Annotated in this window: 21 protein-coding genes and 1 pseudogene; 13 read left to right on the top strand and 9 right to left on the bottom strand. The window is 40.0% G+C overall.

Annotated elements, in window-relative coordinates:
* Window positions 1-195: 195 nt before the first annotated feature.
* Window positions 196-1,152, top strand: coding sequence for an alpha-L-glutamate ligase (locus MKY27_RS13450; RefSeq protein WP_339195667.1), 957 nt, complete (start codon window positions 196-198; stop codon window positions 1,150-1,152).
* 55 nt (window positions 1,153-1,207) lie between these two features.
* Here the strand turns inward: MKY27_RS13450 and MKY27_RS13445 are convergent, their stop codons facing one another.
* Window positions 1,208-1,735 carry a DUF2179 domain-containing protein gene (locus MKY27_RS13445; RefSeq protein ID WP_339195664.1) on the bottom strand — a complete coding sequence of 176 codons (528 nt, stop codon included), beginning with the start codon at window positions 1,733-1,735 and terminating at the stop codon, window positions 1,208-1,210.
* Window positions 1,736-2,201: 466 nt separating this feature from the next.
* Between MKY27_RS13445 and MKY27_RS13440 the strand changes: the two genes are divergently transcribed.
* On the top strand, window positions 2,202-3,338 hold the full coding sequence (locus MKY27_RS13440; protein ID WP_339195661.1) for a fused response regulator/phosphatase: 1,137 nt from the start codon (window positions 2,202-2,204) through the stop codon (window positions 3,336-3,338).
* A gap of 129 nt (window positions 3,339-3,467) precedes the next feature.
* Here the strand turns inward: MKY27_RS13440 and MKY27_RS13435 are convergent, their stop codons facing one another.
* From MKY27_RS13435 to MKY27_RS13415, 5 genes are all read right to left on the bottom strand, one after another.
* Window positions 3,468-4,283, bottom strand: a complete 816-nt coding sequence (locus MKY27_RS13435; RefSeq protein ID WP_339195659.1) for a protein-glutamate O-methyltransferase CheR — start codon at window positions 4,281-4,283, stop codon at window positions 3,468-3,470.
* Window positions 4,276-6,981 carry an ATP-binding protein gene (locus MKY27_RS13430; RefSeq protein ID WP_339195656.1) on the bottom strand — a complete coding sequence of 902 codons (2,706 nt, stop codon included), beginning with the start codon at window positions 6,979-6,981 and terminating at the stop codon, window positions 4,276-4,278. Before MKY27_RS13430 ends, MKY27_RS13435 begins: the two co-directional genes overlap by 8 nt.
* A gap of 122 nt (window positions 6,982-7,103) precedes the next feature.
* Window positions 7,104-8,276, bottom strand: a complete 1,173-nt coding sequence (locus MKY27_RS13425) for an endonuclease Q family protein (protein WP_339195653.1) — start codon at window positions 8,274-8,276, stop codon at window positions 7,104-7,106.
* 195 nt (window positions 8,277-8,471) lie between these two features.
* Complete coding sequence (locus MKY27_RS13420; protein WP_339195651.1) at window positions 8,472-8,927, bottom strand: helix-turn-helix domain-containing protein; 456 nt, start codon at window positions 8,925-8,927, stop codon at window positions 8,472-8,474.
* Between the two features lie 114 nt (window positions 8,928-9,041).
* A complete protein-coding gene (locus tag MKY27_RS13415; RefSeq protein WP_339195650.1) occupies window positions 9,042-11,129 on the bottom strand; it encodes a DUF2339 domain-containing protein in 2,088 nt (695 codons plus the stop codon).
* A 233-nt stretch (window positions 11,130-11,362) separates the two neighbouring features.
* Between MKY27_RS13415 and MKY27_RS13410 the strand changes: the two genes are divergently transcribed.
* The 7 genes from MKY27_RS13410 (at window position 11,363) to MKY27_RS13380 (ending at window position 18,285) form a co-directional block, all read left to right on the top strand.
* Window positions 11,363-12,658 carry a transglutaminase domain-containing protein gene (locus tag MKY27_RS13410; protein ID WP_339195647.1) on the top strand — a complete coding sequence of 432 codons (1,296 nt, stop codon included), beginning with the start codon at window positions 11,363-11,365 and terminating at the stop codon, window positions 12,656-12,658.
* 178 nt (window positions 12,659-12,836) lie between these two features.
* A complete protein-coding gene (locus MKY27_RS13405) occupies window positions 12,837-13,214 on the top strand; it encodes a GntR family transcriptional regulator (protein WP_339172995.1) in 378 nt (125 codons plus the stop codon).
* Window positions 13,207-13,896, top strand: coding sequence for an ABC transporter ATP-binding protein (locus MKY27_RS13400; protein WP_339195644.1), 690 nt, complete (start codon window positions 13,207-13,209; stop codon window positions 13,894-13,896). Before MKY27_RS13405 ends, MKY27_RS13400 begins: the two co-directional genes overlap by 8 nt.
* On the top strand, window positions 13,893-14,717 hold the full coding sequence (locus MKY27_RS13395; protein ID WP_339195641.1) for a hypothetical protein: 825 nt from the start codon (window positions 13,893-13,895) through the stop codon (window positions 14,715-14,717). The genes MKY27_RS13400 and MKY27_RS13395 overlap by 4 nt, the downstream gene beginning before the upstream one ends.
* 13 nt (window positions 14,718-14,730) lie before the next feature.
* Entirely contained in the window at window positions 14,731-15,894 is a 1,164-nt protein-coding gene (locus tag MKY27_RS13390; protein WP_339195639.1) for a hypothetical protein, read from the top strand.
* 310 nt (window positions 15,895-16,204) lie between these two features.
* A complete protein-coding gene (locus tag MKY27_RS13385) occupies window positions 16,205-17,851 on the top strand; it encodes a M20/M25/M40 family metallo-hydrolase (RefSeq protein WP_339195637.1) in 1,647 nt (548 codons plus the stop codon).
* An 83-nt stretch (window positions 17,852-17,934) separates the two neighbouring features.
* Entirely contained in the window at window positions 17,935-18,285 is a 351-nt protein-coding gene (locus MKY27_RS13380; protein ID WP_339172981.1) for a hypothetical protein, read from the top strand.
* A gap of 472 nt (window positions 18,286-18,757) precedes the next feature.
* Here the strand turns inward: MKY27_RS13380 and MKY27_RS13375 are convergent, their stop codons facing one another.
* The 3 genes and pseudogenes from MKY27_RS13375 to MKY27_RS13365 form a co-directional block, all read right to left on the bottom strand.
* Window positions 18,758-20,404: an acyl-CoA dehydrogenase family protein gene (locus tag MKY27_RS13375; RefSeq protein ID WP_339195635.1), complete on the bottom strand. Its 1,647-nt coding sequence runs from the start codon at window positions 20,402-20,404 to the stop codon at window positions 18,758-18,760.
* Window positions 20,385-21,168, bottom strand: a pseudogene (locus MKY27_RS13370) (AMP-binding protein); the annotation flags it as partial. The pseudogene MKY27_RS13370 and the gene MKY27_RS13375, both read right to left, overlap by 20 nt.
* Before the next feature lie 120 nt (window positions 21,169-21,288).
* On the bottom strand, window positions 21,289-21,672 hold the full coding sequence (locus MKY27_RS13365) for a MerR family transcriptional regulator (RefSeq protein ID WP_339195634.1): 384 nt from the start codon (window positions 21,670-21,672) through the stop codon (window positions 21,289-21,291).
* A gap of 261 nt (window positions 21,673-21,933) precedes the next feature.
* Between MKY27_RS13365 and MKY27_RS13360 the strand changes: the two genes are divergently transcribed.
* Genes MKY27_RS13360 through MKY27_RS13345 form a run of 4 tightly spaced genes read left to right on the top strand, consistent with a single transcriptional unit; the run spans window position 21,934 to window position 25,874 of the window.
* Complete coding sequence (locus tag MKY27_RS13360) at window positions 21,934-22,995, top strand: iron-siderophore ABC transporter substrate-binding protein (protein ID WP_339195633.1); 1,062 nt, start codon at window positions 21,934-21,936, stop codon at window positions 22,993-22,995.
* Between the two features lies 1 nt (window position 22,996).
* Window positions 22,997-24,031: an iron ABC transporter permease gene (locus MKY27_RS13355; RefSeq protein ID WP_339195632.1), complete on the top strand. Its 1,035-nt coding sequence runs from the start codon at window positions 22,997-22,999 to the stop codon at window positions 24,029-24,031.
* Complete coding sequence (locus MKY27_RS13350; RefSeq protein WP_339195630.1) at window positions 24,028-25,059, top strand: iron chelate uptake ABC transporter family permease subunit; 1,032 nt, start codon at window positions 24,028-24,030, stop codon at window positions 25,057-25,059. The genes MKY27_RS13355 and MKY27_RS13350 overlap by 4 nt, the downstream gene beginning before the upstream one ends.
* Window positions 25,059-25,874: an ABC transporter ATP-binding protein gene (locus MKY27_RS13345; protein ID WP_339199729.1), complete on the top strand. Its 816-nt coding sequence runs from the start codon at window positions 25,059-25,061 to the stop codon at window positions 25,872-25,874. Before MKY27_RS13350 ends, MKY27_RS13345 begins: the two co-directional genes overlap by 1 nt.
* Window positions 25,875-25,904 lie beyond the last annotated feature (30 nt).

Raw genomic sequence — 25,904 nt, 5'->3', positions numbered from 1 at the left:
CTATATAATGTATAATATCATTTTTTGAATATGAATTTTGGTATTATGGGTGATGTTTTCTTTTAGCGTAGCAAAGCAATTATTTTTAAGTAATAAACCTAAATCATACTAATTACATATGGATTAATGTATGATGGAAGTACAATCTTTAAAAATTCTGTTTAACAGTTTGTAACAATATCGGAGGAATGAAAGATGGCAAAAATCTACGTAATCCATGAAAATGATGATTGGACGCGTCACTTAGTAAATCGATTAGAAGAATTAAACTTACCATATGAAACTTGGCATTTGGATGAGGGAATCGTCAACTTAACAGAGGCCCCACCGGAAGGCGTATTCTACAACCGTATGAGTGCTTCATCACATACGCGCGATCACCGTTATGCACCTGAACTGACAGGCGCGGTACTGGACTGGCTTGAATTCCACGGAAGAAAAGTACTGAATGGCAGCAATGCACTTCGCTTGGAGTTAAGCAAAGTAAAACAATACACGGCGCTGGAAAAGCATGGAATCAAAACACCGAAAACAATTGCGGCTGTTGGAAAACAGCAAATTGTTGAAGCTGCAAAAGCGCTGAATATCGTACCGTTTATTACGAAGCATAATCGCGCAGGAAAAGGGTTGGGTGTACAGCTGTTCTATTCAATCGCCGCGCTTGAAGAGCATTTGGCAAAACCGGATTACGAAGAGCCGGTTGATGGGATTGTGCTGATCCAGGAGTATATCGAATCACCTGAATCGTATATTACACGTGTTGAATTTATCGGCGGCGAGTATTTCTACTCAGTGCAAGTCGATACATCGGAAGGCTTCGAGCTTTGTCCTGCAGATGTATGCCAAATTGGCGATCTGTTCTGTCCGGTAGGGGAAGAGCCGAAAGAACAGCGGGCAAAATTTGAAATCGTCGAAAACAATGAAACAAAGCTGCTTGAAAACTACGCAAATTTCCTGAAAGACAGTGGAATTGATGTAGCGGGCATTGAATTTATCCGCAATGCAAAAGGCGAAGTATTTACGTATGATGTCAACACAAATACGAACTACAATCCGGATGCAGAGGCAAAAGAAGAAAAGTATGCGATGCTGCAGCTTGCGAAGTTTTTAGGTCAGGAACTTGAAAAAGTAACGGCTCAAAAAGTGAAATAATAGAAAAAGTCCAATGAAGCGGCGCAAAGTACTGCACATTCTTCATTGGACTTTTTTATTTATATTTCTTATGCTGCTTCATTCGTTTTACTAAGAAGCCGCCTTTAAAAGATTTCGGTTCATAGGAAATAATGAATGCGGATGGCTCATGATGCTGAACAAGCATAAATAATTCCTTTTCACGGTTTCGTTTTGTTAAAATTTCATATTTATAGCGCTGGCTGTCACGGCCTTCACCAACGTATGTCGTTAACGCAAATCCTTCATTACGTATAACCTGGATCAGCTCGTCATTACGGTTTTGCGTATTGATCGTTACATAAATATAGCCAATCGCAAGCTTTTGCTCGATGCGCGTCCCGATAATAATCCCTAGACCAAAACCGACCGCATAAACGACCATTGCAAGAAAACCTTGGTCTCCGCTGAAAACGAGAGACAGACCAAACACATAGATGAGCATTTCAACGATCCCGATTATGGAAGCGAGCGTTGTAATATTTTTAACTAAAAAGATAGTACGCAGTGTGAATAAAGGAACGTAAAGTAGCTGCAATAATAGTATAAGCAAAATTTCTTTCATCAGATCGAATCCTTTTCATTAAATAATATGCTCATCATAATATGTATACTCTTACAAATGCAATAGATAAGATTATACAGTGTAGCGTGATGCCCGCGTATTATTTATCTTGTTTACTACCACTTTTCCCAATAAAGTAGAGTCTATGCAAAATTTCTCAAAAAAAACATAACTTATATGTTTACCCATCCCTCTTTTGTGGGAAACATATATGAGGATAATTTTTAATAAATTATTCGCAATTAAATATTGCCCCTCAGGCAGAAAAAATCGTGTAGCATTTTTCCGGAACAAGTCTATTAATCCTTTATTTTTATATGAATGATGCTAAGCGTATAAGACTAATAGACTGAAATTGTAACATGAAAGCCTCCGCATTTCTTTTACCTGTTGTTTTCTGTATAATTATGTAGAACGGGCAATGAATTTAATGCTTTATCTAAAAAAATAGAGAGAAGTTGATGTAATGACCATTCTTGTTGTAGACGATAACCAAGTTAACCTCTTCGTTATTGAAAAAATATTGAAAAGTGATGGTTATGAGAAGTTTGTTTCCGTACAATCTGCAAAAGAAATGTTTGACTACCTAGATCCATCCAATGCTCCTAAGTGCTATGACATTAATGTTATTTTATTGGATGTTATGATGCCAGAGATGGACGGAATTGAAGCTTGTCGTATTTTAAAACAAAATCCTCAATGGAAAGATATCCAGGTGATTTTCGTCACTGCACTTGAAGACAAGGTGAAGTTGTCGGAAGCTTTAGATGTTGGCGGCATTGATTACATAACAAAACCAATTAATCGAATAGAGTTATTAGCCCGTATCCGTGTCGGGAAAAGGCTGAAAAAAGAACTGGACTGGCATACAAATCAGGAAAAGATTATCCAAAGAGAGTTGGATCTGGCAGCCCGTGTCCAACAAAGCCTTTTAAGCCCACCTGTTCATGAACCGAATATTTCGATTACCGCTTCTTATTTGCCATCGTCGAATCTGGCAGGCGATTTATATTATTGGGACAAGCTCGATGAAGACCGCTATGCTGTCATGTTATTGGATATGATGGGGCATGGTGTCTCTGCATCGCTTGTTTGTATGTATATTTCCTCTGTTTTGCGTGAGGCCATTAAAAAGCTGACAGACCCTAAGCTTGTTATAGCTGAGTTGAATCGATATATGAATTTACTGCAAAATGAAAAAGAAAATATATTGTATTATTTTACCGGCGTGTATTTTATTATCGACACGAAGAAAAAGACAGTAGAATATGTCAATGCCGGTCATCCAAATGGCTATGCTTTAGTTGATGGCGAAAAGACGGTACCGATTACGTCGACAAGCTATGCGGTAGGATTTGTTGAAGATATCAAAATTGAGAAGGCGATTATTCCATATGATTCGTCTATTCAAATTGTTCTCTTTACAGATGGGGTATTGGAAGCGATGGGTCCGTGTGAGCTGGAGTCTGATAAAGAGTTGAGTAAAATTGCGAGTACCCACTGGTCGACGGACATTTCACCGATCGATTATTTAGTGAAAGGCGAACAGCAGCATAATCAGCCGGATGATATGTGTGTTCTATTATTGCGTGCCAATAGTTAATAAACGGATTTAAATATAAGAACTCAATTTTTCTCTTGTAGAAAGATTGAGTTTTTTGCTGTTTCATCTCATCCAAAATAAAAAATGGCACATCCGTAATAGATGTACCATTTTTTTGCTTATTCAATGCTAAAATCTTTTTTGATAGATGCGTTCCGTTGCGTTAACGGTGCGGTATTTGGATACGAGCGGCGTAAACTGCAATGTTTCTTTATCGCCTAATCCCAGATATCCGCTTCTTGTTAAGCTATCGTAAAAGAGATGATGCACTTCATGCTGCAGCTCAGGTGTAAAATAAATGAGCACATTACGGCAGATGATCACATCAAATTCCTGAAACGATTTATCTGTAGCCAGATTGTGCTGGGCAAACATGATATTTTCCCTTAAGCAAGGATGGAAAGAAGCAAAGCTGTCATCTGTTTTATAGTATTGGGAAAAGCTTTCTGTCCCGCCAGCTAAAATATAATTCTTCGTATAGGCTTGCATTTTATGAAGAGGGAAGGCCCCATGCTGTGCCTTTTTCAGCACATCTTCGTTCATATCGGTCGCATACATCATCGTACGATCCAGCAGACCTTCTTCATGCAGCATGATAGCCATTGAATAAACCTCTTCGCCTGTTGCACAGCCCGCATGCCATATCCGAATTTTATCAAGCTGTTTCAGTTGCGGAATAATCTCTTCCCGGAACGCCCTGAAAAACGAGGGGTCCCGGAACATTTCTGTTACATTAATCGAAAAGTCATTAAGCAGCACTTTCAATAACTCTTTATCGTAAATAACCGCTTCGGTTAATTGAGAGATTGAAGAAAAATTGTTAAGCCGCATGCGATGTTCAATGCGTCGTAGTATTGATTGTTGATTATACTTTCGGAAATCATATCCAGATAATGAGTAAATCGCTTCTAATAACAAGCGTATTTCTAACTTCTTTCTATACATTTCGTAAACGTTCCCCACTTGTGAGCCATACCGTTAGTACGGAGAATAGTTGTTCCAAGTTTAGAGGCTTGCTTATATAATCGGAAGCCCCTGCTTCAAATGCACGATCTTGGTCTTGTTTCATCGCTTTTGCTGTTAATGCAATAATCGGCAGCTCATGTAATTGTAAATCTTTACGGATGCGCTCCATTGCTTCGTAACCGTCCATTTCAGGCATCATAATATCCATCAGAACAGCATCCACGCGTGTCGCCGTCTGTAAAATGTTCAGACATTCCACACCATTAGAAGCTTCTATAATGTGAACACCTTTATGCTCCAATGCTTGACGAAGCGCATAAATATTACGGTAATCATCATCAACAATCAAAATATGCTTATCTTCAAATATTGATTTAGGTTCCCCCATTGGAAACGCAGGAGTCTCTTCTGTATAAACCGCTTCCTGTTCAGCAATGCTCGAATGTACAGCATTCCCTTCAGGTAAGCTTGGCAAGTAAACTGTAAACGTACTGCCTTTACCTTCAGTACTTGATAATGTAATCCAGCCACCAAGAAGTTTTGTAACTTCACGGCAAATCGATAGACCTAAGCCAGTTCCGCCATATTTGCGAACAGTTGCGCCGTCCGCTTGCTGGAACGATTCAAAGACAAGGCTTTGTTTGTTTTTCGGAATACCGATACCTGTATCTGTCACACTAACTGCAATCCATGTGTCGCTAAGGTGTCTCATGTCAGGTGTTAGACGTGCTTTATCCACCTTCACCGTTACCGAACCTTCCTCAGTAAACTTCAGTGCATTGGAAAGCAGATTATTTAATACTTGATGGAATCGTTTTACATCCGTATGGAAAATTTCAGCAAGATCGTTTGCAACTTCCACAGATAATTCCAGGCCTTTTTGGTTCGCTACAGGCTGGAATAAACTTTGAATATGCTGTGGAATTTCATATACATCCATCTCTCTGAACCATAAATCCATTTTTCCGGCTTCAACTTTTGATAGATCCAGAATGTCATTAATCAGGTTCAGCAAATCTTCACCTGAATCATGGATTACTTTTGCATATTCCAATTCATCTTCAGATAAATGATGTTCATGGTTTTCCGCCAACATTTCAGACAAGATTAAAATACTGTTCAGCGGTGTACGCAATTCATGGGACATATTCGCAAGGAACTCGGATTTGTAATTTGAGCTTTGACGCAGCTGTTCTGCACTCTGTCTTAACTCAACCTGTACTTTTTCCAGTTCATGCGTTTTCTGTTCCGCATCACGTGTACGTTCTTCTAAACGTTCATTAATCGTAGTCAATTCTTCAGTTTGCATTTTCAGTTCTTCAGATTGTGTTTGAAGCTCTTCTGACTGAACTTGCAATTCTTCTGTCATTGCCTGTGACTCATTTAATAGACGAACAACTTCCATACGACCAATAATACTGTTAATCGTTACACCTAAATGTACAACAACTTCTTTAATAAGATCACGATGCTGTTGGCTATAAGGCTTAAGTGAAGCTAATTCAAAAACAGCGACAACTTCTTTTCCGAAAAGTACAGGAACGATAATACCGTTCGATATCGGAATATTTCCAAGTGATGTTTCCAAGTAGTGGAAGCTGTTATCTTTGTTGTCATAGCTTAATACACGTTTTTCTTTTACACTCTGACCGATGAAGCCTTGTCCAACCTCGAAGCTGTCACGACCTACATCATCGCCAGTTTCCGCGAAGGCAGAAATTTTATTGAACTTGTTACGGTTGCGAATATCCTGAATGAAAAATGCACCGTATACCGAATGGGTACGAGTCGTCAACGATTTCAGTAATACGTCGCCCAATTCATCAAGTGTATCGACACCTTGGTAGGCTGTTACAACTTCGGCCAAGTTCGTTTGGTACCACTGACGGTTTTCCATTGTCGTAAGAAGTGAATTCGTTGCCAGTACGAGATCTTGCACTTCATCGTTCGTTTTGGCAGTAATACGTTTTCGTACTTTACCGTCAGAAGCATTCATATCCTGGATCGCTTCTGTTACTTCGTTGATCGACCCGGCAATATTACGTGAAATAATTGTGAAAATAACGATCGTTACTGTCGCAATTAGCGTTAAAATTGCAAAAAGACTATAAGTTAATGCCGTGTTTTGATCATTAAGCTCTGTAACTTTTGCTTGAATCGCTTCTGTTTCAAACGTACGGAAAGCGGTGAAATCCTGCTGCAATTCACTAATGGCCATGCTGCTTTGTGTACCGTTGAACATGGAAAGGATTTCTTCATTATCATTAGCAACTATTGCGTTCATTAGAGGTTGTCCGATATTTTGAATCCAATCTTCGATACCGCTATGAACTACTTCCAGCTGTTGCTGACCGCTTGAAAAGCTATTAACAATGGTGTTTAACTCATCATAGGATGCTTTCCATGTTGCGATTTCTTCATTATATTTATTTAAATGCGTTTCATCGACTGTTATTAAATAGCGATGTAAGGAGGATTCCATATTAAGAATTTGGCGTTCCAGATTATTTGACATCATACGCATTTGAGAATCATATTTAATGATTCCGTTTCGTTCTTTTTGTAAACTTGTTATTTGGTTATTTAAGACAAGCACCGCAACGATTAAACATACTATTAAAATAATATATCCACTCGTAATTTTGAAGCCAATGCCCAATTTACGTTTAATCTTCATTATGTTCCTACCCTGCCTTTATATAAAATTACTATCAACTCAGTATACTATAACTTAGTAGAGTGTACGAATATGATGATTTAAAAAGCAGAAAGAATTTTAATGTTAAATCGTTAATCAAATCAATTCGTATCAATTTTCCCGTAAACTCCACCACCACCCCCGGTTATGGCAATTTTTCCTTTTCTCGATAAGTCGATCAGCACTGCGAGTTTTTCGGGAATGACGTTTTTCAATTCTTCCAATGAAGCCTCATGCAAAATATTCATCTCGGTTCCAAACGCATCCAGCATCTTATCGATTGTTTTCGATCCGATACCCGGAATGAAGTCGAGTGGAACTTGATGAATATACGGAGGTCTGCTAATTTCAAGCTGCGGGTTATCCGTTAATTCCACAATTCTTTTTGCAACGCCTTTGATCAGCTGTTCTTTTCCGCAATGAGGGCAGCGGCTATGACCTTCTTCTATTAATTGTTCACCGCAGTTGGCACATACCGTTTCATGATATTTGCCGAGAAGGGGATTGAGTCCATAATTGGCGATGATTTGTCTGCCTTCAATTTGATGGAGCGCTTTTCTCAGCTCTTCAAAATTAGCATCTATTACCCGGATTTTCTGATATTCACGGGCAAGCTTTCCTAAAGAATGTGCATCCGAATTAGTCACAAAACTATACGGGGCCAATTCACTGATTCCCTTAACCATCATCGTGTCCGAACTTAAACCAAGTTCGATTCCATCAATCAGATTCGGATCAAATACTTCCGTTAAGCTGCTTTTAACACCTTTCCCAAAAAGACTTTTAAACGGGGTAAATACATGGGCCGGTATAAACAGCCCGCCAAGTTCACGGACCTTTTCCTGCAGTGTCCGGGCATCAAGACGTGTCCGCTGTGTGCTCAAATGAATATTTTTCTGATGAAGCTGGAGCCAGCCGGAAAACTCCTTCATCTTCGTAAGTGTTGGGATATAACAAAGAACATGGATCGGTCCATGACAATTCACATCATTAATCTCGATTTCCGTTCCTAAAATGAGGGTCGTATTTTTATAACAAATGCCGCCTTCCGCCAATTCTGTCGCTTTTTGTTCTTGTAGAAGCTGTTCAACTTCTTCGATGACTTCCGGTGAATGACAATCGATAATGCCGATTAAATCCAATCCTTTTCTAGATGTAGCGGTTTCCAATATATTTGTCAGGGTCAAGTTTTTACTTCCTGTAATTTTGACTGCCCGTCCTTTATAAGTACGCCCAATATGTATATGTAAATCCGCATAAATTTCTTTCCACAAAGTACACACATCCTTAAAAGATTCGTTTAATCAAATATACCCGAAATTCGAAGTTTATTTACAGGGGAGGGGGAGTTTATTTACAGGAAATTATTTTAAGGGGGGTTCATCCGAAATAAATCATTAGCGGGTACAATAAAAAATCCTGCTGACAAGTGAAATTCCAATCAGCAGGACAGTCTCAAAATATTTTAGTTAAATAATGGATTTTATCGCTTGCCATTTTTCCATTACGACAGCTTCCTCAAATGTACTGATGATTCGATAGTTTTCATCGTCCAAAATGCGGTAATGCTTACTTAACAGATTTTGCTGAAGACGGTGATTTTTATATTCATCAATGTTCTTCCACCATATATAACCACCCATCGTTTTTTCACGTGGGGTAATGATGACATTATGGGCGGTAAGCTCGATGACTTCCATCGGATCGCCGCCAATGCGGTTTTGCAATGTTTCACTGTGACGGAACAGGGCACAGATTGCAATCGTCGTTGTCCAGTTAGCATATGTGCGTTCTTTTTCAATCTGTACGAGTGTCTTTTTAGAAATGCCCAAAATTTCGGCCATTTTATCTTGCGTATAATTATTTTCAGTACGGATAAGTTTCAAACTTTCCGATGTTATTTGTATGATAAAATCTCGATCCATCGAATCACCTCGTGTAATAATACACTAAATATAACATAATGCCATTTTCATTTCGACGGGTTGAAATGAAAAATAGCCTGAGCACAATCGCCCAGACTATTTAAACTAACAATTCTATTCGTCTTTTCCTTTTCCGAGAAGCTTGTTTGAAATGACAAGTCCGATTGCCCCGATAATGATGAATGAAATCGAACGAATCAGAATGTCGAGCTCGGATAAATCGAAGAAAATCATTTTAATAATTCCGAAGAACAGTAAGCCAATACCGACCATTTTCAAATTCGAATAGCTGCGTTTTGCTGCAAGGAACAGCGAGAAGCAGGCGATGATGAAAATGAATACCGTATTTAGAATGACCGCTGAGCTCCAATTGATGAGATCATGGAAATTCATGAAATTCGTAATACTGAAGATCCATATAATCGAAATAATCATACTGGCAATCGTCAATTTCTCTGTATTTTGGCTGAAAAACGTTTTGTAGTTTTTATAAATCCATCCTTGTTCCCAAGCATCTGCAACAATTGCCCACAGAATCGCAAAGTAAAGAATGCGGACGATAATTGCGACAAGAACTGCCTGGTCGTCAACCCATACAGTGGAAAGTAAAACAAGTCCCGCAAATCCGTATACCCCAGTAGCAAGCCAAGGCAGAAATTTGCCGACAATACCACGTTTAATAACTAAAACTGCGGCAAAAGCAAACGCGATGACACTAAATGCTAAAAACGTTGTATAATGCTGCGGCATATACGCCCAGTCCAGCTTCCAAACATAGAGCAGAGCAACTAAATATAGCAGGCAAGGATAAATATCTTCCAGTTTGAAAAGTCTCTTTTTCTCTTCAGCCGGTGCAGCTTTATACTGAAGCAGTACTTTATAAAGAACGACAAGCATGGCAATGACAAGAACCATGTTCAAATGCCTTAATGAGAAGAACGGCTCCACTTCATAAAACATTAAAACGAAAAAGGCGAGTAAAGAAAACGTAATACCCTTAACCCATTTCATGAAGACAATCGCATGCTTTAGCGCAACGACCAGTCCGCCAAATGCCACGACAATCATCAGCAGCAGTGACATTTCACTTGAAATATTAAGCTGGGTAATAATATTCAGCAGCACAATAGCCGACAATGTGCCGAACATATCAACCATCAGTCGGTCCGCACGTTTAAATACGATATATAAAGCACCAGCTACAATCGCCAAGAACAATACAAGAGCGATAAGTAACGGTGTCTCTTCACTAGGAAGAATTCCGTTTATCAATGATAAGATGATGACCGTAAAGGTGAATAGTAAACTAGCATGCAATTTATTATTGCTAGAATACAACCGCAAGAAACTTACTAGAAACAGACTGAAAACCGCAATAATCGCAAATGCAAAAAAGATAAGACGTTCATCATGGAAGATCGAAACAACCGCCAGTGCTAAAACTGAAAAGGCGGTCCCGATATAAAGGGCTCTGCGCTGTTTATGCTTCAAAATCCCGATTTGCACAACGGCGAACAGCAGCACGACGAAAATGCCGATAATCACTCCGCTAAACTGCATGTATTCCAGTAAATACGGCAGTAATAGTGACGTAAACACAACGAGTGCCGTCAATGCTTCATTTCCTTTAACATAGCTGATGAAAACTCCGTAAACAATGTAGATCAGTGCAAAAACGAGTGCGACATATAAACTGAGCACGTCATATAATATTGCTCCCGCAGCCGTTGTTAAAATCCCGACAATGAAGGCACCGCCGTATAGCGATAACGCAACAACCCGCGATCCTTTTTTCTTTTTCTCCATATAATAGGCACATGCGCCAAGACCGATCGATAATACAAAGCCGGCAATAATTTTGATGCTGTCTGATAAAAATCCGTAATCACTCACGAGTTTCAAGCCCCAAAGGACACCGAGCACTAAAATGACGGTAAAGATGCGCGGCAATGCACGAGTAAACAGTTCTTCCAGTGACCGCTTTTCCTTTTTGGGAATCGGGTCTTCTTTCGGAACAGCAACGGTATCTGGTACGGGTAGTTTTTTCCGGACAAATGGTTTTACTGGTTCTTTTTTGACAGGTGCAACTTCAACTTGTTCAATTTTCACATGCTGCTTTAAATGCCGTACTTCTGTTTTCAAGGAGCGTACTTCCTGTTCCAAAGCCGCGATCCGTTCCAGCATTTCTGTATCTCTTTCCACACAATCACCTCTTTCAACAAAAGTAATGATACTCTATTAGTGTAATTTTACACTTTTACATTGTGGAAGTAAATCGTTTTCGGAAAATTCATGCACTATAAAGCTATTCTATCAATAATGAACGGGGAATCTAATACAACGACGATTTATGAGATTGGCATGCATATTATTTATCATTTGAAACTATAATTAAGTAATATAGAAATAAATAAAGAAAATTAGTAGGGGGTAATATGAGTAATTTAATTATTTTTTCCATCATTTTTCTAATCGTCCTAGTAATTTTTATAAAGCTTTTACGTTCCTTTACCGCACAATTATATATTCGCAGTAGAATACGAAAAGGTATCAAACAGCATATTAAACAAATAAAACTGGCAAAAGGAAATAAGCAACAGCTTTTTGACGTATATAAAAGTGTTTATAATAACGCGACATCAAAACCAAATCGATTATTTGCCTCCAGAGACCGAGATAAGTTCGAACTGAAAGCAAATACAGAATTAAATCGTATGACAAGAAATCCTTTTACAAAACTGTATGCAAGTGCCTTAACGTATTCGAAAGGGCTGTTTACCTGTCTCTTTCTCCTCGCGACAATTCTTTCAGGCGGAATTTTGAAAGACGAAGTAAAAGCCTCTTCATTGACATTGCCGACAGTTGACGAAAACATTCAACTGAAACTGAATGTTAACTTGGAAGATAAAATCGATCAGATCGTGACAAGCTTTATGCAAGGTGAAAATAAACTGCAAAGCTTTAACTTTCAGGATTTGGCGAATAAGAAAGTCGTTCCGGTTTATGATGTAAAAGATTTACCGCAGGCAGTAACAAATGTAGAGCAGTTAGGCCAGGCAATCGCCCATCATATGTCGCAGTTTGAACATCAGTTTACGGTGTACTATGAGGGGGATGTCTCCGATTTTGAAACGACAATCGATGAAGTATTTGCATGGCTGGAAAAAAATGAACCGTATTTATGGGCGGTCATGGGCGAGTTCTCAACACGTGCCAAATACTATGGCAATAAAGTGGAATGGAATGCAACGGTCAACTATGATTTGACTGCAGAGGAAAATGCCATTGTTCTCGGGAAAATCGATCAAATTATCAATACAATTCCGGACAATGCAACGGAATCGGAGAAAGTGAAATTTGTAAATGATTATTTAGTCGTGCACACAGCGTACAATGTGAACAGTAAAGCGAATCCCCATACACCGTATTCTGTATTAATGAATGGCGAAGGTGTCTGTGAAGGATATGCATTGGCCGCTTTATTAATGTTTGAAGCACTCGATATCGAGGCGAAATATGTTGTCGGAAATGCAGGGGGACCACATGCCTGGAATTTGGTGAAAGTGGATGGACAGTGGTATCACCTTGATATTACATGGAATGACCCGGTTCCGGATCAGGGAGATCGAGTCCATTACCAGTATTTCCTTATAAGCGATGAGAAACTTTCAAAAGACCATGAATGGATTAAATCGGATTATCCGAAAACTGCTGTAAATGATTACCTGTAAAAAATAATATTGACAAAGAAATGTATTAACCACATAATACACTTATTAGGTGTATGAAGTGCTTAATACATTTTTTTATGCATACTGTATTAAGAGGTTAGTACAGAGTACAGTTCGTAGCGGTATTTTTTTGCGGATAGTGTACTAAGGGAGTAATACACGAAAGGAGCTGAATAAGGTGGATGTGAAATTCAATAACCGGGATCCTGTGTATGTGCAGGTTATCCGTCATTTTAAAGAGCAAATTGCAAAAGGTTCGTTTGCGCCAGGCCACGTCATACCATCAAGACGGGAGTTGGCCAATCAGCTCAAAATCAACCCGAATACAGTGCAGCGCGCCTATAAGGAAATGGAGGAGCAGAAATTGATTTATACAGAAGGTAATATGCCAAGTTGCATTACGAAAGATGAAACGGTACTAAAAAGTGTTCGTGAAGAATTAATCAGTGAAGCGGTGCAAGTATTTATCAGTTCCATAAAATCAATCAATGCGCCACTTCCCGAAATAATGGAGCTCGTACAGAAACAGTATGAGGAGGCGGAGCAGCGTGATTGAAGTAAAAAATGTCTCTAAAAAATATAAAAGAAAGCAAGTATTGAAAGATATGAGCTTTACTGCAGAAAAAGGGCAAATTACATGCCTGATCGGAATTAACGGTGCAGGAAAAACGACCATTATGAAATCAATTATGGCGCTCACGCCGATTGACCGTGGCGAAATATTAATCGATGGCAAAAAAATCAGCAAAGACGCATACGAAAAAATTACGTATATTCCAGACCGCCTCACAATGTCACCAAACTATACAATTGCACAAAGCTTCGAGTTTATGGCCGATTTTTATAAAGTATGGAATGAACAGCGGGCAACAGAACTTCTTGCCTTTTTTCAACTGGATCCGAGCGATAAAATTTCAAGCTTGTCAAAAGGGAACACGGCAAAAGTCAATTTACTGCTTGGCTTGGCATTAGATGTGGACTACATACTGATGGATGAGCCGTTTTCAGGAATCGACATCTTTTCAAGAGAACAAATTGCGAACGTCTTTACGAGTCATTTAATTGAAAACCGCGGCGTCATTATTACAACACATGAAATTAATGATATTGAGCATTTAATCGACAAGGCGGTGCTCATTGGAGACGGCCGAGTATTAAGAGAAATGAATGTAGAACAGATGCGGGAAACAGAAGGCAAATCCGTAGTCGATGTAATGCGGGAGGTGTATGTCGGATGAATCACTATATAAAACTCGTCAATTTCGAAGTGAAGCGATTTAGCAAATTCTTTCTAGCTTTAATAATTGCGGTAGCAGCAGCCCAAATTATCGGCGCCATTCTTACGTCTTTACATTATGTAGACAATGCGGAGACAACGATGCTGCGTGAGCAAATGGCAGTAAGCGAGTATATTCAAAACTACGGAGCCTACTCACTGCAAAACTTTTTATATTCGGAATACTTCATTCTATCTATTGTATTTGCAGCAGCTTTACTTATGATTTATGTCTTTTTCATTTGGTATCGTGACTGGTTAGGAAAATCATCGGTTATTTATCGTTTACTCATGCTCCCTACAGCACGTCTTAATGTATATTTCGCCAAATTTACAACGATATTGCTCTTCGTTTTTGGTTTATTGGGGATGCAGATTATTATATTGGAAGTCGTGAAACGAATCATTCGCTCGATTGTCCCGGAACAACTGCATTTGGATCTGAGCATTATTTATATTTATTCTTCTGATGTGCTGGAAATATTATACCCGAATTCACCGTTACAATTTATTTTCTATTACGGACTAGGGGCAGCACTGATCGCAATCATTTTTACTGCCGTTTTATTTGAACGAAGCTATCAACTTAAAGGGATTTTCTTTGCACTGATTTATATCGTTATTTCAGTGATTGTTATAATCATTCCAGTTATCATTCAGGAAATTACCGACTTCTTTTATATAAATGAAATTATTTTAATGACCATTGGAAGCAGTATTTTAGCAATTGCGCTTGCGGTTTATTTGGCAGATTATTTATTAAGACGAAAGATTAATGTGTAGAGGAGGGAAATGCATGAAAAAATATTGGCAACTCCTTTTAATTGCAGGAGTGATCGTTGTAACGTTAAGCGTGCACTACATACAAGTAGTAAATGCAAAAAACACGGATTATAAATTTACATTTGAAAAAATTTCAGGTGACGATAACTATTTAGATTCGGTCGTTATCGAAGCAAATGTTGATTATGGGGCGGGATATGGTTCAGTTCTTATTAGTGAAGAAGAAACGACATTAATGGATTCTTCCCCTTATAATAGAAGACCGCTAGTATTTCAGAAACTAATTGACGAGCATAAAAGCTTTATGCGCGGAAAAGCACTCATTGCAAATAATTATTTTGAAGACGACACGAAGCTAGTTTTTGTGAAAGACCCAGAAGAAGCCTGGAAGGTAAAAGAAGGCGAAACATACAGCTATAAGGTTGACGTATTGGATAAAGTGAAGGACACGACAAGTTCATTTGAAATCAAATCACAATTGAAAAGCAGGTTGAATTGGGTTTTCTACATTGATATAACGGTTGTCGATAATGAGCTGAAACTTCTTGTAAAGCAAGTAAATCATGATGGAAGGGAACAGTTGTATCAAGTCATGATTGACCTGAAAAAGCAACAGCTGTTGAGCGAAACTTTGATTGAGGAAGTGGCAAGTGACGAAAACACTAGGGCCAGTATCGATTCCTATAATACGAATTTTAACTTAGGGCATGAAAGATACCATGTTTATTCAGTAAATTCTTATGATCAAAAAAATCCGGAACAACATATACTTTCACGTGAATTCCACGCACTCAATACAGAAACGAATGAAGTGACAGCTATTCAGTTACCAGAAGGTTTGGAACAAAAGCTGCAATCGATTGCAGTCGATGATAATTACTTAGTTATCGCATATACAGAAAGTACAGAAAAGGTAATCTACCGCTACAATATCGGACAGCAGCGATGGCTTGAACCGTTGAAGTTCCCGCAACCGATGAACTCGAATATTGAACTAAATGGTATGTCAGCAATCAATGGGAAATTATACGTAATGAATGAAATGGATGACAATTACGTACTTCAAATTTTCGATGTCGAAAAAGGGATAGTATTATATGAAGGAAAGCTTTCTAATAATAATATAAAACAAAATTATTCTATTTGGGCAGATAATTTTTATGATTTAACCGAATAATAGAAGCTCATTGAACTTGGCTGCCAACTGATTTTGGAGCTAAATAATAGTTAGACGCTTAATTGAGGCAAGTTGGGAAATTTCCGGCAAGCAATGATTAAGCGTCTTTTTTATATTACAGTTCGTATGTCAGATATATTCGTTTGCCGAAAACCTTTATTTTTTTCGTTATTCCTTACATAAATTGCAATTATCAAAGATTAATATAGTTTTAAATAAATATTGACGGAATATTCTCGCTTATTTACACTGAGAAAAATGAGATGGTATAGGGAGACAGCTAGAACTATACAAAGGGAGAGGGTATGTTGTGTTTAAATGGAAGAGCAAAGAGCAGTTAAGGCAATTATTAGGTGAACTTGTACAAGTGCAAAGTGTATCGGGTTCCCAGGCTGAAAAGGATTTTCCTGAAGTTGTAGTGAGTAAACTGTCGGAGCTGGCGTATTTCAAAGAATACCCTGACCATTTAAATCGAACATATTTGAGTGATGGGCGCAGTTTCATTAGCGCATTGGTCAAAAAAACTCCGGTTACGAAAAAGACAGTCGTGTTAGTTAGTCACTTTGATGTGGTGGATGTACAGGATTACGGGAAGTGGAAACAATATGCTTTCGATCCTGAGAAGCTGACTGAACAATTTTACTCGGTGAAAGATAACTTGCCGGAAGCAGTACGAGTTGATCTAGACAACGGAAACTGGTTATTCGGCAGAGGCACGATGGATATGAAGTGCGGGCTTGCTTTGCATATGTCCATTGTAGAACAGGCGACATACGAAGAATATGACGGCAACATTCTTTTATTGACCGTTCCTGATGAAGAAGTAAACTCTGAAGGAATGCGGGCAGCGGTTCCACAACTTGTACAGCTAGCGGAAAAATATAATCTTGAATATACGACGATTTTAAATTCAGAGCCGATGTTCAGCAATTTTCCTGGGGACCTAAATAATTACTTCTATACCGGCTCAATCGGAAAAGCATTGCCGGGCTTTTTATGCTACGGGAAGGAAGCCCATGTCGGGGAACCGTTCGGGGGACTGAATGCGAATTATATGGCATCGGTCATCACAGCTGAAATGGAATTAAATATGGACTTTTGCGAAAAGGTGGGCGTAGAAACGACACCGCCACCAACGAATTTAATTTACCGTGACTTGAAAACGGAGTATTCCACTCAAATTTCGCACCGGGCTGTAACCTTGTTTAATTTATTTTTATTTGAAAGAAGCATGACAGATGTTGTATCAATGCTTCAGCAAAAAGCGATCAATGCGGCAACTGAAATCGAACAGTCCTATATGAGCAAAGCGACAAAGTATTCACAGCATACGGAGTTTACACCGCAGCAGCTTAAAGTGAAGGTCATGACGTATGAGGAAATTTACGACTATGCGCTGGAGAAATACGGCGAAGAGCGGGTTGAAGAGCTTCTATCAAACTGTGACAGTGAAAAAGACGATCGGGAACGAACGATTGATCTTGTTGACCAATTAGCTGCGTTATGTAATGAACTGGCACCGATGATTGTCATTTTCTTTGCACCGCCATTTTATCCTGCAATCAGTTCCGGCAAAACGAGACTCATCAGCAATCTTGTAAATGAATTGAAGGAATACTCGCATGAAACATATAATATGAAGTTTACAGTTCAAAACTACTTTGCCGGAATATCGGATTTAAGCTATGTAGGGTTGAATAATGAAAACAGTTCGATTGAATCGCTTATAAACAATATGCCGATGTGGGATAAAGGCTACTCGCTGCCGATCGATGATATGAAAAAGCTGAATGTACCGGTGCTGAACATCGGTCCGGTAGGGAGAGACCCGCATAAATGGACAGAAAGACTGGATGCGGATTTTGCGTTTGGACCATTAGTCGATCTCCTTGATTTGACGATCGCAAAGTTATTCGCGGCGCATTATGAGGTAAATGAACAAATCTTGAGTAGTTAATAATCTGCCTTTAACGTTTATCGTTAAATTTGTGATACAGTGGGAATACTAACCGCGAACTAAAGCGGAGTTGGAGGCTTATGATGACAAATACAGTAGATGAATTATTAGAATCGCTAGTGGCAGCGACAGTAAATAATGAAGTGAAATGGAGTAAAGGTACGGAAGCGTTGGAAGATGTGTTGGAAGAAGTTTATGGCAACACGGCAAAGCTTTATTACTTCTTTGATGAAGAAGAAGGTTCAAACATCGTGTTAGCAACGTATCAATATTACGAAGGGGAAGTAGAAGCCGATGAATTTTTAAAAGACGGCATGAGCCTGTTTGTCATCGACGCAGATGATTTTGAAATTTTAAATGAAGTAACAGATGAAGATGCGGACGATGCAAATCTATTCCCGGCTTTAATGGAAGCAATTGAAGAAGCGAAGTAAGGTGGGTTAATGTAGCGGGTGTGGACGGTTTAGGATCGTCTGCATCCTTTTTTTTGAGTTGGTGTTCGGGATTTATTAGAACAATAGAGTGGTTTATTAGAAGAAATTCAAGTGATATTAGAAGAACTGGGATGGATATTAGAAAATCCGTAAATTTGAGGTGCAGGAGAATCTTTATTGCCGGTAAAATCAGCGAGAAGAAGCTATGTCTGAATTTTATTAGAACATATGAGCGGGTTATTTGAAGATTGAGACAGGATATTAGAAGAAGTACATAACTTATTTGAACATCCGGGACACTTATTAGAACAAACCGCATTTATATTAGAAGATCGGCAATATATTAGAACAAATAAATTTATATTAGAACTTCTGCAAATATATTAGAAGATCCGGCCCCACACCCCCCAAACCCCACCAAAAAACGCCCGGTAACAACCCCCGGGCGCCACACTCAAACAATCAACTATCGTTAGCTATTCAACAGCTCAAACCCTTTCACCGCTAACGGCACTTCACCAAAAGGCTTCTGGTCGAACTGTTCCTCGATATAAATTTCCGCCAGCATCTGCTCACGTTCACCGGCCGTTTCGCCATGCTTTACCGCGACAACCGCTTCATATAGACAGGCAAGCTGATGCATAAGCGGTTTCGCCTCAAGTGTTTGCATAGCCGGATCCAAAGTGACAAACACTGCAAAACGCTGCTCCACGACAGAGGCCAGCTGCTGTAAATACGGATGATTCGTCTGCTGTAATTCATTCAGCAGCGTATTATGCGCATTTTTTTGCACGAGACGAATGAGCTCGTGTGCCAAGATGTTCGCAGTTCCTTCCCAAACAGTCAATACTTGCGCATCGCGAAGCAGGCGAGGGAGCACGAAATCCTCAATATAGCCGTTCCCTCCATGAAGTTCAATCGCTTCATGCGTAAACTCGATCGCCCATTCGGCCGTTTCCTTTTTCACTAATGCAATTAACAGGCGGACGAGCTGCTGTTCTTCCTCTGAAGCATTCCGGCGGACCACTTCATCATAGCGCGACACTAAATCGAACAACGCGACCAGTGATGCATGCCATTTAGCGTGCAGTCCCCCTAACGAATGCTGCACCATCGGAAACTCGGCAACTGTCTGGCCAAACGCAATACGCCCGTTTGTATAATGGACCGCTTCATCCAGTGCGCGTTTCATGATGCCGACAGAAGCTGCGGCATTGCAGATCCGGGATAGGTTAAGCGCTTCGAGCATATAGTAGATGCCTTTGGACGGATCCCCGACAACATATGCTTTTGCACCGTTAAACTCGACCTCTCCGGATGGAACTGCTTTTACACCAAGCTTATCTTTCAATCGGCGGATCGTAATATGATTAAGCTCACCGTCGTCGTCACGCCACGGTACAGCAAACAACGTTAAGCCGCGCGAACCCTTTTGGGAATTAGTAGTCTGGCGAGCGAGCACCATCGCAACACCGCACATCCCGGCATTTGAGGCAAAGTACTTTTCGCCGTATAAACGCCATTCACCTTGTTCAAGTCGCGCTTCCACGACGTTCGCTCCGACATCGGATCCCCCTTGACGCTCCGTTAAAAACGTAGCCCCTTCAAATAAATCCGTATCGCCTGTTGCACAAATATGCGGCATAAACTTCTGCTTCAGCTCTTCAGATGCATAGTGCTCCAATAAATAAGCCGTCGCCATCGTCAATGTGACAGGACAGTAAAAACCGGGCTCAGTTTGCGATAGTAAATAACCTTGCGCAAAGCTGTATACATAATTGCCTTTATGACCTAATTCGGGAATGTCTTTATGCACATAGCCGACAATCCCTGTACCATAAGTTTCGGCAACCGTTTGTTTATAGCCTTCGTTTACAATAACTTCACTCACTTCATCACCGTATGCATTATAGCGGCGCAATCTTGGTTCGCCTTCGCGGTCCGTCACTTTGGCACGGGCATCAATTGGTCCGGCACAAAGCGCACCGAATGCCGTCAGCTTTTCATCCGCATAATGGTAAAAAGACGGCGAAAGCTTCTGCTGTAATAGCTGATGCAATGTTTCGTCAAATTCATAAAAGTTCTGGCTCTTTTCACGTTTATTGGCTAACACTTGCATTTGCTTCACCTCGTAGCTGCTGTTTTAATATTTTCCCGGAAGCATTGCGCGGAAGTGCTTCAGCTTGTTCGAAGATTTTCGGAATTTTAAATGCGGCAAGTTTCCCTTCTAAATGCTTGCGAATTTCCTGCTCGGAAAACAGGAACTTTCGCACAGTAAACCGCTTTTACAGTTTCGCCCCATTCAGGATGCGGTACGCCGAACACCGCTACTTCAAAAATTGCGTCATGCAGCAGCAGCTGATCTTCAATTTCTTTTGGATAAATATTGACACCGCCGGAAATAATCACATCTTTTTTACGGTCAACGATGTATATATAGCCTTCCTCATCAATGCGGGCTAAATCGCCTGAACGTACCCAGCCATCAACGAAAATGTTTTTCGTTTCTTCCGGATTTTTATAGTATTCTTTCATATTACCTTCACCATATAAGATGATTTCGCCAATTTCTCCAGGAGCCACATCTTCATTTAATGCGTTAATGACACGCAGTTCTGTTCCAAATGGTGCTCGTTTGCCGATGCTTCCTGCTTTGTGAGGGTGGTCGGCAGCATGTAAAATCGAACCGCTCGGACCGGCTTCCGTTAAACCGTACACACATACTAAGTTGTCCGTATTAAACTGCTGTTGAATATATACAACTTCTTTTTCAGAAAGTGGCGCGCCTCCGTACACCCACCATTTCATTGACGACAGGTCCGCATTTGCGATGCGCGGTGAGCCGGCAGTCAGAAGGTAGGCAACAGGTGCGCCGAAGCAATGAGCCGGCGATTTTATTTACTTGGTCATCCAGCTGTTGATACGTCGTTTCCTGACCGAGACTAATGACAGCAACTTGATTCGGATACTTTCTTGCATGACGAGCTAACAGATTAGAAATATTCATGATTGGTCCTCCAATAATAGAATTAGTTTTTCCTGAAAAATAGCTTCCGTCTTTTCGATATCTTGACGGATTTCATACAACTCTTGAATCTTGTGGTCAATTTCCTTTAACTTTTGCTGACCGTATTCGATTGTCCGCTCCAGTTGCTTAATACCTGTACGATCAAGGTCAAAAAGCAAAATCATTTCCTTAATTTCTTCCATAGAAAAGCCATACTTTTTTCCGCGGATAATTAGTTTGATCTTTGCCTCCTCCCGTTTGGAATAATGGCGCATTCTATTATGAGGTCGTGTCGGTTTCAAAATCCCGAGCTCTTCATAGTAGCGCAATGTTCTCGGTGTGAGTGCATATTCTTTAGCGATTGTTTTTATGGATTTCACATAAGACACCCCCATTAGGAAAATTATACCATTTACGTTAACGTCAACTTAAAGATAAATAAAGAATAAAAGAGAAAAAATGTTTGTGAAAGACGAAAATAGGGAGATATAGGAAAAGAGAGAATGGAATAGCCCATCTAAAATTCTTCTTTATAAAAAATTAAATTACAAATCTCATTGACAATCATTATCATTTAGATTTATCATTTAGAAAGTGAAAATGATAATTGTTATCAATTAAATTTAAGGAGCGTTATTCAAATGAAAACGAAAAAGTTTTATTCTTTAATGGCAATGCTTTTCGTGGCAATTGGTTTACTAGTTGTTGCGGGTTGCTCGGATAAAGAAACAAGTTCAAATGAAAACAATGAAGCAACATCAGGTTCTTCGAATTCAGAAGATTCAGCAACACAATATCCAATCGTCATCAAACATGCATTAGGTGAAACAGTAATTGAAGAAAAGCCGGAGCGTGTTGCAACGGTTGCATGGGCAAACCATGATGTGGCACTTGCTCTAGGTGTAGTGCCTGTTGGTTTTTCAGCAGCAAACTACGGCGTACAGGATGAAAGCGGAATGCTTCCATGGACAGCAGAAAAATTAAAAGAGCTGGGCGAAGAAAATCCAAACATTTACCAAGATACAGATGGCATAGACTTTGAAGCCGTTTCGGATTCGAATCCGGATGTTATTTTAGCAGCATATTCAGGACTTACACAGGAAGAGTATGATACGTTAAGCGAGATTGCACCAGTTGTTGCCTATCCGGAAACTCCATGGGTTATTACATGGCGTGACCAAATTCTATACAATGCAAAAGGTATGGGCATGGAAGAAGAAGGTAAACAATTAATCGCTGACACAGAAAAATTAATTCAAGATAAAGCAAATGAATTCCCTGAAATCAAAGGTAAAAAAGCGGCTTTCGGTATGTTTACCGCGACGGATTTATCGAAGTTCTATATTTATACACCGGCTGATCCACGTGGTGAGTTACTGGAAGAGTTAGGTATGGAATATCCGGAAAGCATTAAAGCGCAAGTTCAGGATGAAAGCAGCTTCTATATCGAGTTAAGTGCAGAAAATGCAGATGCTCTAAATGATGCAGAAATTTTGATTGCATATGGCGATGATAATACATTAAAAGCACTTCAGGCAGATCCGATTTTAGGAAAAGTACCTGCAATCCAAAATGGTTCGGTTTTAATTATTCCTGACAACACACCACTTGCAGCTGCAGGAAACCCGAACCCGCTATCACTACAATATACAATCGACGAGTATGTAACTTTAATTTCGGAAGTTGCAAAAAAGTTAAAGTAATATGAATAGTACATCCGTTTTAGAAAAGAAACAAAATATGATGCCGCGTAATTTTATTAAAGTATCATTGCTTTTGATAATTTTACTCGGACTATGTATACTAGCATCACTTGTATTCGGTTCTCGGATGATTGGCTGGACAGATCTTCTGAATGGGTTATTCCATTCAGAGGCTCAGTCTCATGAAGCGAACGTGATAAGACAGCGTGTAGTAAGAACAATTTTCTGCCTGCTATGCGGTGCAGCATTAGGTGTTTCCGGAGCGCTGATGCAATCGGTAACCCGCAACCCTATTGCAGATCCAAGTATATTAGGTGTCAATACAGGGGCATCGCTTTTTGTCGTTTGCGGCATTGCCTTTCTCAATATCAGTTCGGCAAACCAGTATATTTGGCTTGCGATAGCGGGAGCTTTCATTACCGCTATTTTTGTATTTGGGATTGGTTCCATGGGGAGAGGCGGCGCAACACCATTAAAGCTCGTGTTGGCAGGTGCAGCTACGAGTGCGATTTTATCTTCCCTAGTTGTGGCGATCATGATACCAAGAACGAATGTAATGGATCAATTCAGATTTTGGCAAGTCGGAAGTGTCGGTTCCGGCAGCTGGGATGCCATTACATTATTTATTCCATTTATAGTAGTAGGATTATTAATTGCCTTAATTACAGCGCCGGCATTGAATGCCATGGCATTGGGTGATGATGTTGCGACAGGGCTGGGTGTACGTACAGGTACTGTAAGAATTGTAGCGGCATTAGGTGGCGTATTATTATGTGGTGCTGCAACAGCATTGGCGGGTCCAATCGGCTTTATTGGGTTATTAGCTACACATATCGTACGTCTCGTAATAGGTCCTGATTTACGTTATATTATTCCGATGTCAGCATTGTCGGGAGCGATTATTTTAACCTTTTCCGATGTGATCGGAAGGCTCCTTGGCAGTCCAAGTGAGCTCGAAGTTGGAATTGTGACCGCCTTTATAGGTGCGCCGATTTTAATTTTAATTACGATGAAAGCGAAAATGCGTGCAATATGATGAATGAAACGATGAAGATGATTAAGACGTCAAGAGTAAAAAGAAAACGCCGGTTTATAATGATGACTTTCTTGATGGCCATCATTTCGCTAGTACTTTGCGGTTTGATGCTTATGCTCGGCAACACGATTTATCCGGTACAGGATGTCATAAAGGTTTTACTAGGTGAACAAGTGAAGGGAGCAACCTTTGCGGTAAATACAATTCGTTTCCCGAGAATGGTTGCCGGTTTGTTTGCAGGCTTTGCATTTGGTGCCGGGGGCTATATTTTTCAGACGATGCTGCGCAACCCGCTGGCAAATCCGAATGTAATCGGAATTACAACAGGTTCAAGTGCTGCAGCTGTATTTTGCATCATTGTATTAAATGCAAGCAATGCAGTCGTGTCCATTGCAGCTGTAATGGGAGGGCTTGCAACAGCAATCTTTATTTATCTGCTGGCAAAAGGCACATCCTTTTCGATTGGCCGACTTATTTTAATCGGTATCGGGATACAGGCAATGCTGACGGCATTTATCAACTATTTAATGCTCATTGGGGATACACATGATATTCCGGCTGCAATGAGATGGCTGAGCGGCAGTTTAAACGGTGCGAAATTAGCGAACCTTTATCCGCTAATCCTGATCGTATGTATTTGCACACCGATCTTAATTTATTTTGCGAAGCGTCTGGAAATGCTGGAACTTGGTGAACAGGCGGCAACATCTCTAGGCGTCAATACAAATCAAACAAGAGTCATCCTTATTATTACATCGGTGCTCATGATTGCATTGGCGACTGCTGCAACCGGTCCGATTGCCTTTATTTCCTTTTTGGCAGGTCCGATTGCAAAGAAATTAGTAGGTGTCGGATTTTCTGGTCTCATTCCTGCAGGTTTAATCGGTGTTATTTTAGTATTGGCGGCAGATTTAATCGGACAGTTTGCTTTTGAGACACGTTATCCGGTAGGGGTCATTACAGGAATAATTGGTGCACCCTACTTAATTTATTTATTAATCCGAATTAATCGGAAAGGAGATTTATGATGAAATCGACACATACATTCCAAACGGAAAATCTTGTTGCAGGCTATGACAACAAAGCGATTTTACAAGGTGTTAGTCTAGCGATTCCAAGCAATAAAATCAGCATTATTATCGGTTCGAATGGCTGTGGGAAATCGACGCTTTTAAAAACGATGGCACGATTAATCAAACCAATCTCCGGCCAAGTATTGTTGGATGATAAATCGATTAACAAAATCCCGCCGAAACAGCTTGCACGTGTTTTAGGACTCCTTCCGCAATCACCGGTTGTACCCGAAGGCATTACGGTTGCTGACTTAGTTGGACGGGGCCGGTTTCCGCATCAGAGCTTTTTAAAAGGCTGGTCAACGGCGGATTATGAAGCGGTAGCAGAAGCGATGGAAATGATGAACATAACGGAACTTGCCGACAGTCATATCGATGAGCTGTCAGGAGGGCAAAGACAACGTGTATGGATTGCCATGGCACTTGCACAGCAAACCGACATCTTGTTTTTGGACGAACCGACTACATACTTGGATATTACATACCAAGTGGAAATTTTGGACTTATTGACGGATTTAAATCGTAAGCATGGTACGACAATTGTGATGGTGCTCCATGATATTAATTTATCCGCCCGCTATGCCGACTATATTTTTGCTTTGCATAAAGGTCTACTCGTTTCGGAGGGAACACCAGCAAACGTAATTACGAGTGAATTGATCAAAGATATATTTAATTTAAACTGTGTTGTTACACAAGACCCTGTTTCGGATTCACCTTCCGTTGTCCCGATCGGAAGACATCATTCGAAGTCCGGAATGCTCGTTTAGCTGCAACTTAGTCAATGGAACCTGAAGGCG

Origin of the sequence: Solibacillus sp. FSL R5-0449 (genome assembly GCF_037975215.1) — a bacterium.
Taxonomy (GTDB): Bacteria; Bacillota; Bacilli; order Bacillales_A; family Planococcaceae; genus Solibacillus.
Note: the sequence above shows the minus strand (reverse complement) of the source record. Positions and strands in the feature narration are given on the sequence as shown.

Excerpts from the sequence above, each read along its gene's own strand:
- MKY27_RS13450 (WP_339195667.1), top strand. The coding sequence starts at position 196 with ATGGCAAAAATCTACGTAATCCATGAAAATGATGATTGGACGCGTCAC.
- MKY27_RS13445 (WP_339195664.1), bottom strand. The coding sequence starts at position 1,735 with ATGAAAGAAATTTTGCTTATACTATTATTGCAGCTACTTTACGTTCCT.
- MKY27_RS13440 (WP_339195661.1), top strand. The coding sequence starts at position 2,202 with ATGACCATTCTTGTTGTAGACGATAACCAAGTTAACCTCTTCGTTATT.
- MKY27_RS13435 (WP_339195659.1), bottom strand. The coding sequence starts at position 4,283 with ATGTATAGAAAGAAGTTAGAAATACGCTTGTTATTAGAAGCGATTTAC.
- MKY27_RS13430 (WP_339195656.1), bottom strand. The coding sequence starts at position 6,981 with ATGAAGATTAAACGTAAATTGGGCATTGGCTTCAAAATTACGAGTGGA.
- MKY27_RS13420 (WP_339195651.1), bottom strand. The coding sequence starts at position 8,927 with ATGGATCGAGATTTTATCATACAAATAACATCGGAAAGTTTGAAACTT.
- MKY27_RS13410 (WP_339195647.1), top strand. The coding sequence starts at position 11,363 with ATGAGTAATTTAATTATTTTTTCCATCATTTTTCTAATCGTCCTAGTA.
- MKY27_RS13395 (WP_339195641.1), top strand. The coding sequence starts at position 13,893 with ATGAATCACTATATAAAACTCGTCAATTTCGAAGTGAAGCGATTTAGC.
- MKY27_RS13390 (WP_339195639.1), top strand. The coding sequence starts at position 14,731 with ATGAAAAAATATTGGCAACTCCTTTTAATTGCAGGAGTGATCGTTGTA.
- MKY27_RS13380 (WP_339172981.1), top strand. The coding sequence starts at position 17,935 with ATGACAAATACAGTAGATGAATTATTAGAATCGCTAGTGGCAGCGACA.
- MKY27_RS13375 (WP_339195635.1), bottom strand. The coding sequence starts at position 20,404 with ATGCAAGTGTTAGCCAATAAACGTGAAAAGAGCCAGAACTTTTATGAA.
- MKY27_RS13360 (WP_339195633.1), top strand. The coding sequence starts at position 21,934 with ATGAAAACGAAAAAGTTTTATTCTTTAATGGCAATGCTTTTCGTGGCA.
- MKY27_RS13355 (WP_339195632.1), top strand. The coding sequence starts at position 22,997 with ATGAATAGTACATCCGTTTTAGAAAAGAAACAAAATATGATGCCGCGT.
- MKY27_RS13350 (WP_339195630.1), top strand. The coding sequence starts at position 24,028 with ATGATGAATGAAACGATGAAGATGATTAAGACGTCAAGAGTAAAAAGA.
- MKY27_RS13345 (WP_339199729.1), top strand. The coding sequence starts at position 25,059 with ATGAAATCGACACATACATTCCAAACGGAAAATCTTGTTGCAGGCTAT.